Genomic DNA, 16,632 nt, shown 5'->3' with positions numbered 1-16,632 from the left:
TAACCCTTAAGTTCTAGATGCCCAGCGCAGGGCCCTGCGTTAGAGTCGCAGCCCACCGCCCTACGCCTTCATGACCGCACGATTCCAATCCGTCGCTCCCACCGTCCGCCTTGCTGACCAGGTGGCCGATGCGCTGGCGGCCGAGGTGCGCAGCGGGCGCTTGTCGGCAGGCGACCGTCTGCCGACCGAGGCGGCACTGGCCGAGCAGTTCGGCGTGAGCCGCACGGTGGTGCGCGAGGCGGTTTCGCGGCTCAAGTCGCTGGGGCTGCTCGATTCGCGCCAGGGCAGCGGCGTGTATGTGCGCGCGGCCGGCGTGGAACCGCTGCGCTTCGAGGTGCCGCATGTGGCCTCGCGCGAAGCGGTGATCCAGATGGTCGAACTGCGCCGTGCGCTCGAAGCCGAAGTGGCCGCGCTCGCCGCCGAACGGCGCACGCCTGAAGACGTGGAACGCATCCGCGAAGCCATCGAGGCGCTGCATGCCGCGGTGGCGGCGGGGCGCAACGGTGCGGATGAAGACGTGCGTTTTCATCGCGCCATTGCCGAGGCGGCGCGCAACCCCTTTTTGATCGGCACGCTGCAGTACCTGCGGCAGTTCCTGCATGGGGCCACGCGCGTCACGCGCGCCAACGAGGCGCGCCGGGCCGACTTTGCGCGCGAGGTGGCGCAGGAGCATGCGCAGATCGTCGAGGCCATTGAGGCCGGCGACCCGCTGCGCGCCCGCGAAGCCGCCAAGTCCCACATGGACAACGCCATTCGCCGCATCGAGCAGGCCGACCCTGCCTTCTGGCAGCAGGAGGGCGCGCAGCTCGCCCGGCCGCTGGTCGAAGGCTGGCCCGCGGGCCAATAGAAGGAAAGGAAACGAGGTGTAGCTTGCGGGTTTACCCGAAGCAAATCGCCTGCATCAGATTTGTATGATGACCTGACAAATAAGGGTGGCGCACCGCACGCAGCGCCCAAGCGAGACCCGGTTCATCATCCAAACGGACTTCCTCCAATGACTTCAACACTCCACGCGCCGCTGGCTGCCACCGCGGACACGCCGGCCGAGGTCGCGCTCGAGAAGCGTGCCTACACCAAGGTGTTCTGGCGCCTCGTTCCCTTTCTGATGCTCTGCTACGTGGTCGCGTATCTCGACCGCGTGAACGTGGGCTTTGCCAAGCTCCAGATGGGACAAGACCTGGGCTTCAGCGAAACGGTGTTCGGGCTGGGCGCCGGCATCTTCTTTCTCGGCTACTTCCTTTTCGAGGTGCCGAGCAACCTGCTGCTCAACCGCGTAGGGGCGCGCATCTGGATTGCGCGAATCATGATCACCTGGGGCCTGCTCTCGGCCTGCTTCGTGTTCGTGGAAACACCGACCAGCTTCTACATCCTGCGTTTTCTGCTCGGCGTGGCCGAGGCGGGCTTCTACCCCGGCGTGATCCTGTACCTCACCCACTGGTACCCGGCGCATCGGCGCGCGCGCATCATCGCGGTCTTCATGTCGGCCATTCCGGTGGCGGGCATCTTCGGCAATCCGCTCTCGGGCTGGATCATGGATGCCTTCCACGGCGTCTCTTCGATGGAAGGCTGGCAGTGGATGTTCATCATCGAAGCGATTCCGGCCGTGATCGTCGGCGTGATGGTGCTGGTCTACCTGGACAACGGGATCCAGCATGCGCGCTGGCTCGACCCCGAAGAAAAGCGCCTGCTGCAGCGCGAGGTCGAGCGCGACCAGGCGCATGGCGCCAAGGGGCCGCACTCGGTGGGCGCCATGTTCCGCGATGCGCGGGTGTGGTGGATGGCGCTGATCTACTTCGCCTTCGTCATGGGCCAATACGCGCTGACCTTCTGGCTGCCCACGCTGGTCAAGGCAACGGGCGTCAAGGGCAACCTGCACATCGGCCTGTTGAGCGCCATTCCGTTCATCTGCGCCATCGTTGCGATGAACCTTTTCGGCCGCAGCGCCGACCGCCGGCAAGAGCGCCGCTGGCACCTGATCGTGCCCGCGCTGATGGGCGCCGTCGGCTTCACGGTGGCGGCCTCGTACACGCAGAATACGGTCGTGTCGCTCACGTTCCTTTCGCTTGCCGCAGCCGGCGTTCTCACCTGCGCGCCGCTGTTCTGGTCGCTGCCTACGGCCTTTCTTTCGGGCACCGCGGCGGCGGCGGGCATTGCGGTCATCAATTCGGTGGGCAACCTCGCGGGCTTCGTCAGCCCCTATCTCATCGGCTACCTCAAAGACCTCACCGGCAGCACGCAGATCGGCATGTACGTGCTGGCCGGCGCGCTGGTGCTCGGTGCCATCGGCGTGTGGCTCACGCCCAAGCAACTCGTCAATCGCTGACCGAAAGAATCTCTCTGACATGACTTCCAACACCCACAACACACCCGTGGTCGGCCTGGTGGGCCTTGGCGCCATGGGCAGCGGCATGGCGCACTCGCTGCGCCGCGCGGGCTACGAGCCGCACGTGTTCGACGTGCGCCTGGACGTGGCCCACGCCTTTGCGCGCAACGGCGGCGTGGCCTGCGACACGCTGGCCGCGCTCGGCGCGCAGTGCGACATCGTCGTTTCCGTGGTGGTCAATGCGGCGCAGACCGAGTCGGTGCTGTTCGGCGACGGCACCACACCCGGCTGCGCGGCGTCGATGAAGCCCGGCAGCCTGTTCGTGATGTGCTCCACGGTCGATCCAAACTGGTCGGTCGCGCTCGAGGCGCGCCTGGCCGCGCAGGGCATCCTGTACCTGGACGCGCCGATCTCCGGCGGCGCCGCCAAGGCCGCGAGCGGCCAGATGACGATGATGACCGCCGGCACGCCCGCCGCCTATGAAAAAGCCGGTGCCGTGCTCGACGCCATGGCGGCCAAGGTTTATCGTCTTGGAGACCGCGCGGGTGCGGGCAGCAAGGTCAAGGTCATCAACCAGTTGCTGGCCGGCGTGCACATTGCCGCGGCGGCCGAGGCCATGGCGCTGGGCCTGCGCGAAGGCGTGGACCCGGCGGCGCTGTACGAGGTGATCACGCACAGCGCGGGCAACAGCTGGATGTTCGAGAACCGCATGGCGCACGTGCTGGCGGGCGACTACACGCCGCTCTCGGCCGTAGACATCTTCGTGAAGGACCTGGGCCTGGTGCTCGACGTGGCGCGCGCCAGCAAGTTTCCGCTGCCGCTCTCGTCCACCGCGCACCAGATGTTCATGCAGGCGTCTACCGCGGGTTTTGCGCGCGAAGACGACAGCGCGGTCATCAAGATTTTTCCCGGCATCGAACTGCCGGCTGCCGACAAGAAAGCCTGAACAAGGAAGACAAGCATCATGAATATTCTCATCACCGGAGGTTGCGGTTTTGTCGGTGCGCGGCTCGCGCGCACGCTGCTCGCGGGCGGCCCGCTGGCATTGGCCGGCGGTGTGGTCCAGCCCGTCGCGCGCATCACGCTGGCCGACCGCGCGCCGCCTCCCGCAGACCTGCAAGCCGATGGCCGCGTGCACTTTGTGCAAGGCGACCTCTACGAGCAGGCCGTGAGCGGTGTGCTGCCGTTGGCCGACACGCACGCCGTGTTCCACCTTGCCGCCGCCGTGAGCGGCGAATGCGAGGCCGACTTCGACCTGGGCATGCGCAGCAACCTGGACACCACGCGCGCGCTGCTCGAAGCGTGCCGCCGCGCGGGCCACGCGCCGGTGTTCGTGTTCTCCAGCTCGGTGGCGGTCTTCGGCGATTCGCCCGAGCAGCGACTGCCCGAGCTGATCGAAGACACCACGCTGCCGAGGCCGCAGAACAGCTACGGCATCCAGAAGTTCATCGGCGAGCAGCTCGTGGCCGACTTCACGCGCAAGGGCTTCGTGCAGGGCCGCAACGTGCGGCTCATGACGGTGTCGGTGCGGCCCGGCCGGCCCAACGGCGCGGCCTCCAGCTTCTTGAGCGGCATGTTGCGCGAGCCGCTGGCCGGCGAGCGCGCGCGTTGCCCCGTGGCGCCCGACACAGCCGTTGCCCTCGCATCGCCCGGCAACACCGTCGCGGGCATCATCCGCGCGGCCACGGCCAGCGCTGCCGAGTGGGGCGCGCGCACCGCGGTCAACCTGCCCGCCTTGACGACCACCGTGCGCGAAATGGCAGATGCGCTGGAGCGCATCGCCGGCAAAGAGGCCACGTCGCTGATCGACTGGGAGCCCGATGCGAACATCGCGAAGATCGTGACCAGCTGGCCCAGCCGCATTCACGCGGCGCGCGCCGAGGCGCTGGGCCTGAAGGCCGATGCGAGCTTCGACGCCATCTTGCGCGACTACGTGCGCGAGAACCCGCAGGCGGTAAAGCTCGCTGTGGCAGCAAAGGACTGATCGATGCCCAAGCTGCTGCTCGGCTGCATTGCCGACGACTTCACCGGTGCCACCGACCTGGCCAACAACCTCGTGCGCGCCGGCATGCGCGTCGTGCAGGCCATCGGCGTGCCCGCCACGCCGCTCGATGCGGAAGTCGACGCCGTCGTGGTCGCGCTCAAGTCGCGCACCATCGCTCCGGCCGAAGCCATCGAGCAGTCGCTGGCCGCGCTGCGATGGCTGCAGGCCCAGGGCGCGCAGCAGATCTACTTCAAGTACTGCTCCACGTTCGACAGCACGCCGCAGGGCAACATCGGCCCGGTGACCGAAGCGCTCATGGACGCGCTCGGCTGCGACTTCACCATCGCGACGCCAGCCTTCCCCGACAACAAGCGAACCGTTTTCAAGGGCTACCTGTTCGCAGGCGACGTGCTGCTCAACGAGAGCGGCATGCAGAACCATCCGCTCACGCCCATGACCGACCCGAACCTGGTGCGCGTGCTGCAGGCGCAATGCAAGCGCAAGGTAGGGCTCATCGACCATACGGTGGTCGGGCGCGGTGCGCCGGCCATTTCGGAGCGCATCGAACAGCTGAAAGGCGAAGGCGTGTCGATCGCCATCGTCGATGCAGTGTCGAACAACGACCTGCTGCGGCTCGGCCCGGCCATTGCCAAGATGCCGCTGGTCACCGCCGGCTCGGGCGTGGCAATCGGCCTGCCCGCCAACTTCGGCCTTGCGCCGTCGTCGCAAGCCAGCGCACTGCCAGATGCGGCCGGATTGCGCGCCGTGGTGTCAGGCAGCTGCTCGTTGGCCACCAATCGCCAGGTGCTCGACTTCATCCAGCGCGGCGGCGCGGCACTGGCCATCGATCCGCTGCGCATTGCCGCAGGCGTCGACGTGGCGACCGAAACCCTGGCGTGGGCAACACCGCTCGTCGACAAGCAACCAGTGCTGGTCTATTCCACAGCCGAGGCGGGTGCCGTCAAGTCGGTGCAGGGCCGCCTAGGCGTCGAAGAGGCCGGTGCCATGGTCGAGCGCACCATTGCCGCCGTCGCGCGCGGCCTGGTCGAACGCGGTGTTCGCCAGCTCGTGGTGGCGGGCGGCGAAACCTCCGGCGCATGCGTGCAGGCGCTGGGCATTGCGCAGATGCAGATCGGTCCGCAGATCGATCCGGGCGTGCCGTGGTGCCATGCGCGCACCGATGTGGCGGAAGGCACGTCGGTGCACATTGCGCTCAAGTCTGGCAATTTTGGGGGGGACGATTTCTTCACCAAGGCATTTACAGTGTTGGCATGAATTGCATGCCGGGTACTTGTTCTGGGTGCGCACCCGCCGACGGGGTGCCTTTCTCCGCGAATGTCCCCCGGCCTGCGGCCTCCTCCTTTATTTCGCTGCGCAAGGCACCCCGCCAGCGGGTGCGTTATCCAGAGCGGTCGTTGATCGGCGGTGCACCCAGAGCGTGCCCAAGTGCACAGGGCATCGGGTGCTCCGCGCAGCGAAATAAAGGAGGAGGGGCGCAGCCCCGGGGGACATTCGCGGAGGGGAGTACCCGGTGGCCTGGGCACAAGCCCTGAACAGCGCAACACAAAGCGCGGAAAAGCGACATGAACGAAACCCAGGCCAGAGAAGAAATCTGCCGCGTAGGCCAAAGCCTTTTCGAACGCGGCTATGTGCATGCGACAGCAGGCAACATCAGCGTACGGCTCGACGACGGCGGCTTTCTCATTACGCCGACCGATGCCTGCCTCGGCGTTCTCGATCCGGCACGCTTGGCCAGGCTCGACGCGCAAGGCAACCAGACCGCAGGCGATCGAGCCAGCAAGACCATCGCCCTGCACACACGCATCTATGCGGCAGCCCGCAAATTCGATGCAGGCACGGCATGCGTCATCCACACGCACAGCACGCACTGCGTTGCGCTCACGCTCGCCGTAAAAGGCGACGAACTCCTGCCCGCGCTCACACCTTACTTTGTGATGAAGGTCGGCCACGTGCCGCTCATTCCCTATCACCGCCCCGGCGCGCCCGAAGCAGCCGAGCTGGTGGCGCAAGCCATCGAGCGCCACGGCGCGGCCGGCACACCGATTCGCGCCGTGATGCTCGAACGCCTCGGACCCAATGTGTGGCACGAGACGCCCGGCTCGGCAATGGCCGTGCTCGAGGAACTCGAAGAAACCGCAAGGCTCCATCTGCTCACCGGCACGGCCAAACCCCAACCGCTGAGCGATGAACAGATCGACGAACTGCGCCGCACTTTCGGTGCGCGCTGGTAATAGTAAAAAGCACCCCATGCCTCAATTTGCAGCCAACCTCTCGATGCTCTATCCGGAGCTCGACTTTCTTGACCGCTTCGAAGCCGCCGCAAAAGACGGCTTCAGGGCTGTCGAATATCTGTTCCCCTACGCCTACGACCGCAACGAGATTGCTGCCCGCCTGAAGCACAACGGCCTGCAGCAGGTGCTCTTCAACGGCCCCCCGGGCAACTGGGACGGCGGCGAGCGGGGCCTTGCCTGCCTGCCGGGCCGCGACGCGGAGTTTCGCGAAGGCATTGCCAAGGCCGTCGACTACGCTGTGGCGCTCGACTGCCCGCGCATCCACATCATGGCGGGCCTGGTGCCCGAGGGCCTGGAACGCGAAGCCGTGCAGCCCGTGTACGTAGACAACCTGCGCTGGGCCGCGGCCGAAGCCGCCAAGGCCGGCCGCGACGTGCTGATCGAGCCGATCAACACGCGCGACATACCGCGCTTCTTTCTCAACCGGCAAGACCATGCGCACGAAATCATCGACATGGTCGGCGCGCCCAACCTCAAGGTGCAGATGGACCTGTACCACTGCCAGATCGTCGAGGGCGACGTGGCCATGAAAATCCGCAAGTACCTGCCGACCGGCCGCGTGGGCCACATCCAGATTGCCGGCGTGCCGGAGCGCCACGAGCCCGACATCGGCGAGCAGAACTATCCGTACCTGTTCGACCTGATCGACGAAGTCTCGGCGCAGTGCGGCTGGCAGGGCTGGATCGGCTGCGAATACCGGCCCAGCCGCGGCATGGAACCCGGCGGCACTTCGGCCGGCCTGGGCTGGCTGCGGGCACTGCAGCAGCGCGCATGAAGCTCGAGTCCGTGCGCATTCCGACGCGGCTGCGGGGCTTTGCCGCGGGTGATGCGCAGGTTTTCGATGTCACGCTGGCCGGAGGCCGCGTGCAGGCCGTCGTGCCGAGCGCATTGCAGTCGAGCGCGCGTGGCACCTTGCTGAGTGCGCTGGTCGAGGCGCATGCGCACATCGACAAGAACTACACCGTGCAGGAAGTCGGCGCGGCCGAGGGCAACCTGTTCGCGGCCATCGAGCGCATGGACAAGCACCGCGCGGGCTGGACCGGCGAAGCGCTGCGTCCGCGCATGGAGCGCGCATTGCAGGACGCCTGGCAATCGGGCACGCGCGCGCTGCGCACGCACATCGACTGGGTGCAGGCAGAGCCGCCGGCCGCGCTCGCCGTGTTCGAGGCCTTGCGCCATGAGTGGCGCGGCCGCATCGAGCTGCAGTTCGTTTCTCTCACTCCGCTGGATCTGTTTGCGGACCTCGACGCCGGCGAGCGCATCGCGCGCGAGGTAAAACGCGCGGGCGGCACGCTCGGTGCGTTCGTCTATCGCAACGAAGGTCTCGTGCACAAGCTGGGCCGCGTGTTCGACCTGGCGCAAGACCACGGGCTGGGCCTCGACTTTCATGTCGACGAAGGTCTCGATGCCGACGCGAGCGGCTTGCGCAGCATTGCGCAGCTGATGCGTGCGCGCGAGTTCCGGCGCAGCGTGGTCTGCGGCCACTGCTGCTCGCTGGCCGTGCAGGACGATGCGGTGGCCAACGAAACGCTGGCGCTGTGCGCCGGGGCGGGCCTTCACATCGTCGCGCTGCCGACCACCAATCTCTACCTTCAAGGTGCCTGGGACCGCACGCCTGTGCAGCGCGGCATCACGCGCATCCACGAGGCGGCGGCACGGGGCTTGCGTGTGAGCCTGGCAACGGACAACGTGCAGGACTCCTTCTATCCCTATGGCAGCTACGATCTTCTGGAAACCTTTGGCCTTGGCGTGCAAATGGCGCACCTCGCGCCCGCGGGTGAATGGTTCGATGCGATCACGGTCAGCCCCGCGAAGGCGCTCGGCCTTGCGTGGGACGGACGCATTGCACCGGGCTGTCCCGCCGACCTGGTGCTGCTTTCGGCGACCGATGAGTATGAGCTCATCGGCCCGCGCGGGCGCCAACGCACCGTGATCCGTGCCGGTCAGATTCTGGAGAAAACACAATGAGCATGGGCAAGCCAATGGCCAACTACGCCGCCGCCAAGCGCGTGGGGGATTTCGTCTTCATGAGCGGCGTGGTCGCGGTCGATCCGGCCACGCGGCGCGCCGTGGCCGGCTACGACGCCATTCCTGAAGAAGCCCGCACGGCCTTGCAGGGCGTGGGCTATGCCACGGGCCAGATGTCGGTCGACATTTTCGAAGCACCCATCGTGGCGCAGAGCTGGTTCGTGCTCGAACGCATCCGCCAGATCGCTGCCGAGCATGGCGGCACCATGGAGGACGTGGTCAAGCTGGTGCAGTACTTTCGGCATCTGCCGCACTATGCGTTCTACAACCGCGTGCGCGGGCTGTTCTATCCGGGCGAGCCGCCGGTGAGCACGGTGGTCGAGGTGTCGCGCTTCCTGCCGGGCGACGAGGTGCTGGTGGAAGTGGAAGCCACCATGTACCTGCCGCAGCACCGCCCTATTTGACCCCCGCGCCCTTCAGCAGGAATTCGGTCACCTGCTCGATCAGGTAGCGCCGGTCCCTGTCGTCGCCCTCCTGCGCAACGTTGCGAAAGTACGCGGCCTGCGTGGCGTGGTCGGCATAGAACTGCGTCACTGCCCAGATGTGGAACAGCACCAGCATCGGGTCGGCCTTGTCCATCAGGCCCTGGTTCATCCAGTTCTGGATCACGGCGGCGGCCTGGTCGGTGCGCTGCTTGCTCGTGTCCATCATGGTGTTGAGCACCGGCGCGCCGCGCATCATCTCGGCCGTGAAGATGCGTGAGCGCAGCGGGTGCTCGAACGAGAACACCATCTTGCGGTGGATCAGATCGCCCAGCACCTTGCGCGGGCCGAAGGCCTCGTCCGCAAAGCCGAACACCACGATCCAGTCGTTGAGGATGTCCTGCAGGATCTGCCGGTACAGCGCTTCCTTGCTGTCGATGTAGTAGTGCAGCTGCGCCTTCGAAAGCCCGGCCTTGTCGGCAATCGCCTGGGTTGATGCCCCGGCCAGACCTTCGCTGGCAAACACCTCGATCGCGGCCTGGTTGATGACGCCGAGCACCTGCGTGTACTTGCGCGAGCGGCCGCGCGTGGCGGGCGTCTCGCCGATGCTTTCGTCGGTGGTGCCGATGGCGGCGCGCGCATTCACAGCTGCAGTACCAGTTCCTGGCCCCTGGCGCGCGAGCAGCACAAGGCCACCTTCGTGCGGCGCTCGGTGCCGGTAAGGCAGAAATCGCGGTGCTCCGCGCCTTCGCCGTCTCCTTCGACCACGCAGGTACCGCACAGACCCTGCTGGCACGACACCGGAATATCGATGCCGACTTCATGCAACGCATCGACGGCGGTCTGGTCCGCCGCAACCGGCACCGTGATGCCGCGCTGCGCGAGCTTCAGCATGAAGGGCAGGCCGGTGCTGGTGTTCGCATCGGCCGGCGCAGCAAAGTACTCGGCATGCAGCGCGTCTTCGGGCCAGTGCGCAGCCGCTTCGCGCACCGCCTTCATGAATCCCCCGGGCCCGCAGACGTAGAGGTGCGTGCCGGGTGCGCGCGCGGCCAGCAGCGCGCGCAAGTCGATGCGCTGCGAGGCATTGCCCTGGTCCAGGTGCAGCCGCAGGTGCGGTGCCAGCGCCAGTGAATGCAGTGCGCCTGCAAACGCCAGGTGCTCTTCGCTGCGCGCGAACACGCAAAACGTGAAGTCCGCGCCGCGTGCGGCAAGCGCCTGCGCCATGGCCAGCAGCGGCGTCATGCCGATGCCGCCCGCCAGCAGCAAGTGCCGCGTGGCCGCTTCGCGCAGCGGAAAGGTGTTGCGCGGTGCGCTGATGGCCAGCAGGTCGCCCTCGCGCACGCGCTCGTGCATCGAGGCCGAGCCGCCGCGGCTTTGGGCCTCGCGCTTCACGCCGATCACGTACGAGGCGGCGTTCGACGCCGCATCCGAAGACCATCGCGCCAGCGAATATTGGCGCGAAAACCCGCCGGGCATGTGCACGTCGATATGCGCGCCGGCCTCGTAGCCCGGCAGCGCGCGGCCCCACGGATGAGCCAGCTCGAAAGCCAGGATTTCCGGCGTCTCGCGCAAGATGCGTTCGACGCGGACAGTGAGCGTGCGTTCGAGGCTCATGGTGTGTGTCTCCGTGGCTAGATGCTCTGCAGCTTGCGCGAAACGCGTTCGATGAAGTGGATGCGGTCGCGCTCGGTGACTGCGTTCATGTCGTGCAGCTGCAGCCAAGTGACCTTGCAGCGCCACGCGAACAGCGCCCGCAGCGCGCGCGTGAAGAGCCGCCGGCCCGGGTCGCCGATGACCATCACAAACCATCGCGGCGATCCGCCCGTGGTCACCACCGTCAATCGCCGGATGTGCCGCATGCCCGACTTCGCAACCTGCCCCTTGCGCTCCGCGGGGAGGAATGCAACGCCCGGCAGCCATACGCGTTCTAGCCAGCCCTTGAGCATCGACGGTGGTCCATGAAACCAGGTGGGATAGACGAACACCAGGTGCTCGGCCCACAGCAGCGCTTCGACATGGGGCTTCACGCGTTCGCGGATGAGATCGGGGTTGTCCAGATAGGCGATGCGCTCTTCGCGCGTGAGCGTCGGGTCGAAGCCCTCGGCATACAGATCGATGGCCTTCACGGGGTGCCGCGGCTCCAGCGCCGCAAGGGCTGTGCGGTAGAGCGCGTGGTTGAAACTTTCAGGGTTCGGATGGCAGTGGACGACGAGCGTTTTCATGAAAGAGAGGGCCGGTTCGCCTGTCGGCGAGACGGGGTCAGAGCCCAGGGAACAAAGAGCCGCGCAGTGCCTTATGGCAACCCAGGCGCCGGCATCTGACCCCGGCGCAAGCCCCGCGCGGCCCGCGGGAAAAAAGCGCGCGCCCGTTACTTGCCGGCGAGCTTCTTGCGGACGTCGAGTCCGACGCCCTTGTTGACGAACTGCGTGGTCACGACCTTCGAGAGGTCGATCTCGCCGGGTTTGTACAAACCGGCCTTCACCATCTTGTCGTAGAAGTCTTTCACGCGTGCTTCGTCCATTGCGCCGATGCCCTTGGTGAGCGATTCGCCGCTGTCGACGATGCCCATCTTCTTCATGAGTTCGATGGAGCCTTGCGATGCGGCCACGGGCGAGTCGGGGTTGATCTTGGCGATCATCTCGTTGGCTGCCTTGTTGTCGCCATAGAGATAGTTGTTCCAGCCGATGATCGAGGCCTCGACAAACTTGCGCACGGTCTCTGGCTTGGTCTTGACGAGGTCGGCGCGCGTCTCGATGGTGGTCGAGTAGGTCGAAAAGCCGTTGTCGGCCAGCAGCTGCACTACCGGATCGAAGCCGGCCTGCGCCTTGATCGACAGCGGCTCGGAGATGGCGTAGCCCTGCTGAATCGATTTCTTGTCGGCGAGGAACGGGCCCACGTTGAAGGTGTAGGGCTTGAGCTGCGAATCCTTGAAGCCGTGCTCGGACTTCATCCATTGCCAGAAGCTGAACTGGCCGTCCTTGCCGATGAAGGCGACGGTCGCCTTGGTCATGTCCTTGAAGGTGTCGAAACCCTGGCCCGGGTGCGCGAACATGGCCTGCGGATCTTTCTGGAAGAAGGCCGCCACCACCACCGTGGGCACGCCGTTCTTCACGTTATCGAAGGACTGCAGCAGGTTGCCGGTCATCAGAAAATCGACCTTGCCGGCCGGCAGCATCGGCCGGTTGTTGACCATGGGGCCGCCCTGCTGAATGTCGACGTCGAGGCCGTACTTCTTGTAGGTGCCGTCCACCAGCGCCTGGTAGAAGCCGCCGTGGCCGGCTTGTGCTTTCCAGTTGGTGGCGAACACCACTTTTTCCTGCGCCTGTGCGGCGAAAGCGGCAGCCGCGAGGGCGAGGGCTAGAGCAAGCGGACGGATGGTCAGAGCGGGAATGCGCATGGCGGTGGACTCCTGTGTTGAATGCTGCGTTGGATTTTCATGTCAGCGGCGATGTGACGGAACAACTTTTTGGGCGCCGTGTTCAGGGCTTGTGCAAAGGCCACCGGGTACTCCCCTCCGCGAATGTCCCCCGCCTTCGGCTCCTCCTTTATTTCGCTGCGCGGAGCACCCGATGCCCTGTGCACTTGGGCACGCTCTGGGTGCGCGCCCCGAACAGCAGCCGCGAAAACCAACACAACGAACGACAAAGCGGGCCGTCATCTCAACGCTCGACAGCCATATCGGGAGTCCAGCCGCGCGTCTTTCCAGGGTTCATCAAACCCATCGGATCGCTGCGCTTCTTGAATTCGATCTGCTGGGTGTCGATGGTCTTCATTCCGCCGTCCTCGATGGTGAAGACATGGGGGTTGAAGATCTGGCAGCCGCCCTGCGATTCGATCTCGCGAATCACTTCGTACTGGTGCGCCTCGCCCTTCCATCGCACAAGCAGGATGCCGAAGGTGCCGCATTCGCCGCCGGCGCGCGCAAAGTCCTGGTGCTGCAGAACGTCGTCACCGAAGATTTGCAGATGGCGCTCGACAACTGCCGGGTCGAAGGGTTGAGCGTAGGCGACTTGCAGATAGGTCCAGCTGCGGTCGGCCTTCAGCGCCTGCAGGGTCGTGTGGTTGAACGCGCATTCGTAGGCGGGCGGCAGGCCGTCGGCGAGCAGCTCGGCCTCGGTGCCGGCGACGGAGATCGTGCCGCGGTGCGCATTGGCGAGTGCGCGGAAATCCGCCATCGATTCGGGCGAGACCATGGCGAATAACGCATGCCGATCGGGCGGAAAGCGGTCGCGCATGGCCGTGTAGTAGGGCGAAAAGCGCGCTTCGACGGTCGAGAGCAAAAAGATGTCGAGCGTTGGCGCCTGCGCCGCGATGCCGAAGTGGAGTGCGCCGCGGTACGTGTCGAACAGCACCGTGCAGTGCACCCACTCGACCGCCGGGCTCAGCGCCACCTCCACGTCGAGGATCACGCCGTTGGTGCCGTAGGCGTGGTGCACCTGCTGGATCTCGTCGCCGTGCAGTTCGATGATGCGCGGTTCGCGCTCCACCGTCATCACGCGCGCGCGCAGCAGGTTGCCCGGGTCGCGCAGGATGCCGTGGCGGAACGAGCCGATGCCGCCGAAGCCGCCCGCGATGAAGCCGCCGATGCTGGCCACATGCCAGGTCGACGGCCACATGCGCAGCGCCTGACCCGTCTCGCGCGCGGCAAGATCGATGTCGTGCATGCGCGCACCAGCTTCCACGCGCATGCGGCCTGGCTGGATGTCGAGCACGCGGCACATCTGCGTCACGTCGAGCACGATGCCGCCTTCGAGCGGCACGCACTGGCCGTAGTTACCGGTGCCCCCGGCGCGCACGGTGAGCGGCAGCTTCCACTTGGCGGCCACGGCGGCGGCCTGTCGCACGTCGTCCTCGGTGCTGACCTTTACCACGAGGTCGGCCACGCAGCCCGCGAGCTGCGCGGTGAGGATGGGGCTGTACCAGTAGAAGTCTTTCGAGAGCTGCTTGCGCTGGGCTGGAGCGGTGATGACATTGAGGCCGCGCAGGTCTTCGCGCACGGCGTCCCAGTCGACTTGCGCTGCCATGGTGCTAGCGTTCACGGCGCATTTCGCTCTCGTGCCAATGGCCAAGCACAAGGCGCGACAGCGCGGCAAACACGATGAAGATCACGATACCGAGCAGCGACACCAAAAGCAGCGCCGCGAACATCATCGGGATCTCGGTGCGAAAGCTCGATTCGAGAATGCGCGAAGCCAGCCCGGTTTCCTTGCCCGCCGTGCCGGCCGTGAATTCCGCCACCACCGCGCCGATCAGGCTCAGCCCGCCGGCAATCTTCAGGCCGGCCATGAAGTACGGCAATGCACTGGGCGCGAGCAGGTAGCGGAAGGTCTGCCAGGGCGAGGCCTTGTAGAGCTGGAACAGGTCGCGCAGATTGCTGTCGGCGCTTTTCAGGCCGACGACGGTGTTCGACAGGATGGGAAAGAAAGCCACGATCCAGGCGCAGAGCAACAGCGCCGCGGTGGTGCTCGACACATAGATCAATATCAGCGGCGCAATCGCGATGATCGGCGTCACCTGCAGGATCACGGCGATTGGGAAAAGGCCGATCTCCACCCACTTGAAGAGCGCGAACGCAATGGCCAGCAGCACGCCGCCGACGATGGCCGCGGCGAGCGCCAGCAGCGTGAGCTTGACCGTGAACCACAGCGCGCTTGAAAGCGACGCCCAGTTGTCGAACAGCGTGCGCAGGATGAGCGAAGGCGCGGGCAGTATGTAGTGTGGAATGTTGTTGGCGCGCACCATCCATTCCCATGCCAGCAGCAGCGCAATGACGATGGCCGCCGGCACCACGATGCGCAGCACCGAATCGCGCCGGCGCAGTTTGTCTTCATGCGCGCGCAGCATTGCTTCCGACGGCGCCGCGTCGGCCGGGTCCGCCGCCACCTCGGCCGTCGGCACCACGGGCTCAGTGATCGACGTCATGCAGCGCTCCGTGCAGGGATTGCGACACCGCCGTGCAGTGCGCGTTGTAGCGGCTCGAGGTGCGGAACTCTTCGCCGCGCGGATACGGCTCGTCGATGCGGATCTCGTCGATCACCCGGCCGGGCCGAGCCGCCATCACCACGATGCGGTTGGAGAGATACACCGACTCGTACACGCTGTGCGTGACGAACACCACCGAGAAGCGGTGCTCGCGCCATATGGCGAGCAGGTCGTTGTTGAGCTTGATGCGCGTCATTTCGTCGAGCGCGGCAAAGGGCTCGTCCATCAGCAGCAGGCGCGGATGCGTGACCAACGCGCGCGCAATCGACACGCGCATCTTCATGCCGCCCGAGAGTTCGCGCGGGTACACGTCGGCAAAGCGCGAAAGGCCGACCATCTCCAGCACCTGCTGCACCACCGGCGCGGCCGCATCGCGGCTCATGCCGGCCAGCTTGAGCGGCAGCCACACGTTGTCGAACACCTTGGCCCACGGCATGAGCGTGGGCTCCTGGAACACGAAGCCCAGGTCGCGGTCGCTTTGTGTCTTTCCGGTGTTGGCGCCGGACCAGTGCATGTCGCCCGAGCTGAGCCGGGTGAGCCCGGCGATGAGCCTGAGCGCGGTGCTCTTGCCGCAGCCCGAGGGGCCGAGAAAGCTGATGAAGTCGTGCTCGCCGATGTCGAGCGTCATGCCTTGCAATGCGAGCGTGCCGTTGGCAAAACGCTTGCTGACGTGGCGCAGGCTGACCAGCGGCGGGGTGGCGGTGGAGCTCATTTCCAGGCGGGCTCGTTGGCAAGGCGCGAGAGTGGAAAGCGGTCGACTTCGTGCAGCAGTTCGACGAAGCGCCGGCCCACGTGGTCGAGCACCGCGGCGCCCTTCTCGGCCGTGGCGCGCGTGGCATCGCCGGCGGCGCCCGAAGGGTTGATGTCGTGCATCTGCCAGCCGAGCTTGCCGCTCGGAGTGATCGAGAGAAACTTGTTTTCAGCGGCCAACTGCTCGGTCATCGAACTGAAGTTCTGGAACTGATCGCGGCGCACGTAGTCGGGCGTGAGGTGCAGCATCACCGAGCTTTCGAGGTCGCCCGCATGAATGCCGTGCTTGCCCTCGTGCGCACTGAACAGGCCCTCGGGCAGGCCCAGCGTGTACCAGTTGGCGGCCACGACCATCATGTCGTGCTCCTCGCGCAGGTCTCGCGCCACGATGTCCATCACGCTCATCTGGCCGCCGTGGCTGTTGTAGAGCACCAGCTTGCGCACGCCGGCCTTTGCAACGCAGGCGCCGATATCCTTCCACAGCGAGATCAGCGTGTTCGCGGACACGGTGAGCGTGCCGGGATAGCGCGAGTGCTCGTTGCTCTTGCCGTAGGGCACGGTGGGGAGAAAAAGCACCGGCAGGTCGTCCGGCAGGTGCGGGAGGGTGGCGCGCACCATGCCGTCGATGGTGGCGGTGTCGGTCGACATCGGCAGATGGGGGCCGTGCTGTTCGGTGGCGCCCACCGGCAGCACGGCAATGAGCCGTTCACGGTCGAGGCGGGAGAACTCTTCGCTGGTCAGGTCGGACCAGAAGCGGCTGCGCAGGGGGACCGGATTCATCGTGGCGTACCTCGTGGTGACGGGCAATCAGGGCGGGATGATGAGCTAAAT

Annotated in this window: 17 protein-coding genes; 9 read left to right on the top strand and 8 right to left on the bottom strand. The window is 66.1% G+C overall.

The annotated features are described in order from the left end of the window. Window positions 1-70: 70 nt before the first annotated feature. From GOQ09_RS25300 to GOQ09_RS25260, 9 genes are all read left to right on the top strand, one after another. A complete protein-coding gene (locus tag GOQ09_RS25300) occupies window positions 71-847 on the top strand; it encodes a FadR/GntR family transcriptional regulator (protein WP_157616393.1) in 777 nt (258 codons plus the stop codon). 147 nt (window positions 848-994) lie between these two features. Further along, window positions 995-2,323, top strand: a complete 1,329-nt coding sequence (locus GOQ09_RS25295) for an MFS transporter (protein WP_157616392.1) — start codon at window positions 995-997, stop codon at window positions 2,321-2,323. A gap of 19 nt (window positions 2,324-2,342) precedes the next feature. Next, window positions 2,343-3,269 (top strand): L-threonate dehydrogenase, encoded by a 927-nt coding sequence (ltnD, locus tag GOQ09_RS25290; protein WP_157616391.1) that lies wholly within the window; start codon window positions 2,343-2,345, stop codon window positions 3,267-3,269. Window positions 3,270-3,287: 18 nt separating this feature from the next. Then, window positions 3,288-4,307: a D-erythronate dehydrogenase gene (gene denD / locus GOQ09_RS25285; protein ID WP_157616390.1), complete on the top strand. Its 1,020-nt coding sequence runs from the start codon at window positions 3,288-3,290 to the stop codon at window positions 4,305-4,307. A 3-nt stretch (window positions 4,308-4,310) separates the two neighbouring features. Then, the gene (otnK, locus tag GOQ09_RS25280) at window positions 4,311-5,582 is read left to right on the top strand and encodes a 3-oxo-tetronate kinase (protein WP_157616389.1); all 1,272 of its coding nucleotides are present in this window, start codon (window positions 4,311-4,313) and stop codon (window positions 5,580-5,582) included. A gap of 308 nt (window positions 5,583-5,890) precedes the next feature. Continuing rightward, the gene (locus GOQ09_RS25275; protein ID WP_157616388.1) at window positions 5,891-6,559 is read left to right on the top strand and encodes an aldolase; all 669 of its coding nucleotides are present in this window, start codon (window positions 5,891-5,893) and stop codon (window positions 6,557-6,559) included. Window positions 6,560-6,575: 16 nt separating this feature from the next. Further along, window positions 6,576-7,394 carry a 2-oxo-tetronate isomerase gene (gene otnI, locus GOQ09_RS25270; protein WP_157616387.1) on the top strand — a complete coding sequence of 273 codons (819 nt, stop codon included), beginning with the start codon at window positions 6,576-6,578 and terminating at the stop codon, window positions 7,392-7,394. Further along, window positions 7,391-8,587 carry an amidohydrolase family protein gene (locus GOQ09_RS25265; protein ID WP_157616386.1) on the top strand — a complete coding sequence of 399 codons (1,197 nt, stop codon included), beginning with the start codon at window positions 7,391-7,393 and terminating at the stop codon, window positions 8,585-8,587. Before otnI ends, GOQ09_RS25265 begins: the two co-directional genes overlap by 4 nt. Beyond that, window positions 8,584-9,051 (top strand): RidA family protein, encoded by a 468-nt coding sequence (locus GOQ09_RS25260; protein ID WP_055807648.1) that lies wholly within the window; start codon window positions 8,584-8,586, stop codon window positions 9,049-9,051. The genes GOQ09_RS25265 and GOQ09_RS25260 overlap by 4 nt, the downstream gene beginning before the upstream one ends. Here the strand turns inward: GOQ09_RS25260 and GOQ09_RS25255 are convergent. The 8 genes from GOQ09_RS25255 to GOQ09_RS25220 all read right to left on the bottom strand — a co-directional run bounded on the left by GOQ09_RS25255 (window position 9,044) and on the right by GOQ09_RS25220 (window position 16,581). After that, complete coding sequence (locus GOQ09_RS25255) at window positions 9,044-9,715, bottom strand: TetR family transcriptional regulator C-terminal domain-containing protein (RefSeq protein WP_242630936.1); 672 nt, start codon at window positions 9,713-9,715, stop codon at window positions 9,044-9,046. The two genes, GOQ09_RS25260 and GOQ09_RS25255, sit on opposite strands and share 8 nt — an antisense overlap. After that, window positions 9,712-10,683, bottom strand: coding sequence for a PDR/VanB family oxidoreductase (locus GOQ09_RS25250; protein ID WP_157616385.1), 972 nt, complete (start codon window positions 10,681-10,683; stop codon window positions 9,712-9,714). Before GOQ09_RS25250 ends, GOQ09_RS25255 begins: the two co-directional genes overlap by 4 nt. A 17-nt stretch (window positions 10,684-10,700) precedes the next feature. Then, window positions 10,701-11,291, bottom strand: a complete 591-nt coding sequence (locus GOQ09_RS25245) for an NAD(P)H-dependent oxidoreductase (RefSeq protein WP_157616384.1) — start codon at window positions 11,289-11,291, stop codon at window positions 10,701-10,703. Window positions 11,292-11,437: 146 nt separating this feature from the next. Next, on the bottom strand, window positions 11,438-12,466 hold the full coding sequence (locus GOQ09_RS25240) for an ABC transporter substrate-binding protein (protein ID WP_157616383.1): 1,029 nt from the start codon (window positions 12,464-12,466) through the stop codon (window positions 11,438-11,440). Between the two features lie 262 nt (window positions 12,467-12,728). Next, a complete protein-coding gene (locus tag GOQ09_RS25235; RefSeq protein WP_157616382.1) occupies window positions 12,729-14,093 on the bottom strand; it encodes an FAD-binding oxidoreductase in 1,365 nt (454 codons plus the stop codon). 4 nt (window positions 14,094-14,097) lie between these two features. Then, a complete protein-coding gene (locus GOQ09_RS25230; protein WP_207309901.1) occupies window positions 14,098-14,991 on the bottom strand; it encodes an ABC transporter permease in 894 nt (297 codons plus the stop codon). After that, window positions 14,975-15,763 (bottom strand): ABC transporter ATP-binding protein, encoded by a 789-nt coding sequence (locus tag GOQ09_RS25225; RefSeq protein ID WP_431769290.1) that lies wholly within the window; start codon window positions 15,761-15,763, stop codon window positions 14,975-14,977. Before GOQ09_RS25225 ends, GOQ09_RS25230 begins: the two co-directional genes overlap by 17 nt. Beyond that, entirely contained in the window at window positions 15,760-16,581 is an 822-nt protein-coding gene (locus GOQ09_RS25220; RefSeq protein WP_157616381.1) for a creatininase family protein, read from the bottom strand. The genes GOQ09_RS25225 and GOQ09_RS25220 overlap by 4 nt, the downstream gene beginning before the upstream one ends. Between the last annotated feature and the right edge of the window lie 51 nt (window positions 16,582-16,632).

Origin of the sequence: Variovorax paradoxus (genome assembly GCF_009755665.1) — a bacterium.
GTDB lineage: Bacteria > Pseudomonadota > Gammaproteobacteria > Burkholderiales > Burkholderiaceae_C > Variovorax > Variovorax paradoxus_G.
The sequence above is the reverse complement of the archived record's forward strand: the minus strand, read 5'-3'. Positions and strand labels throughout refer to the sequence as shown.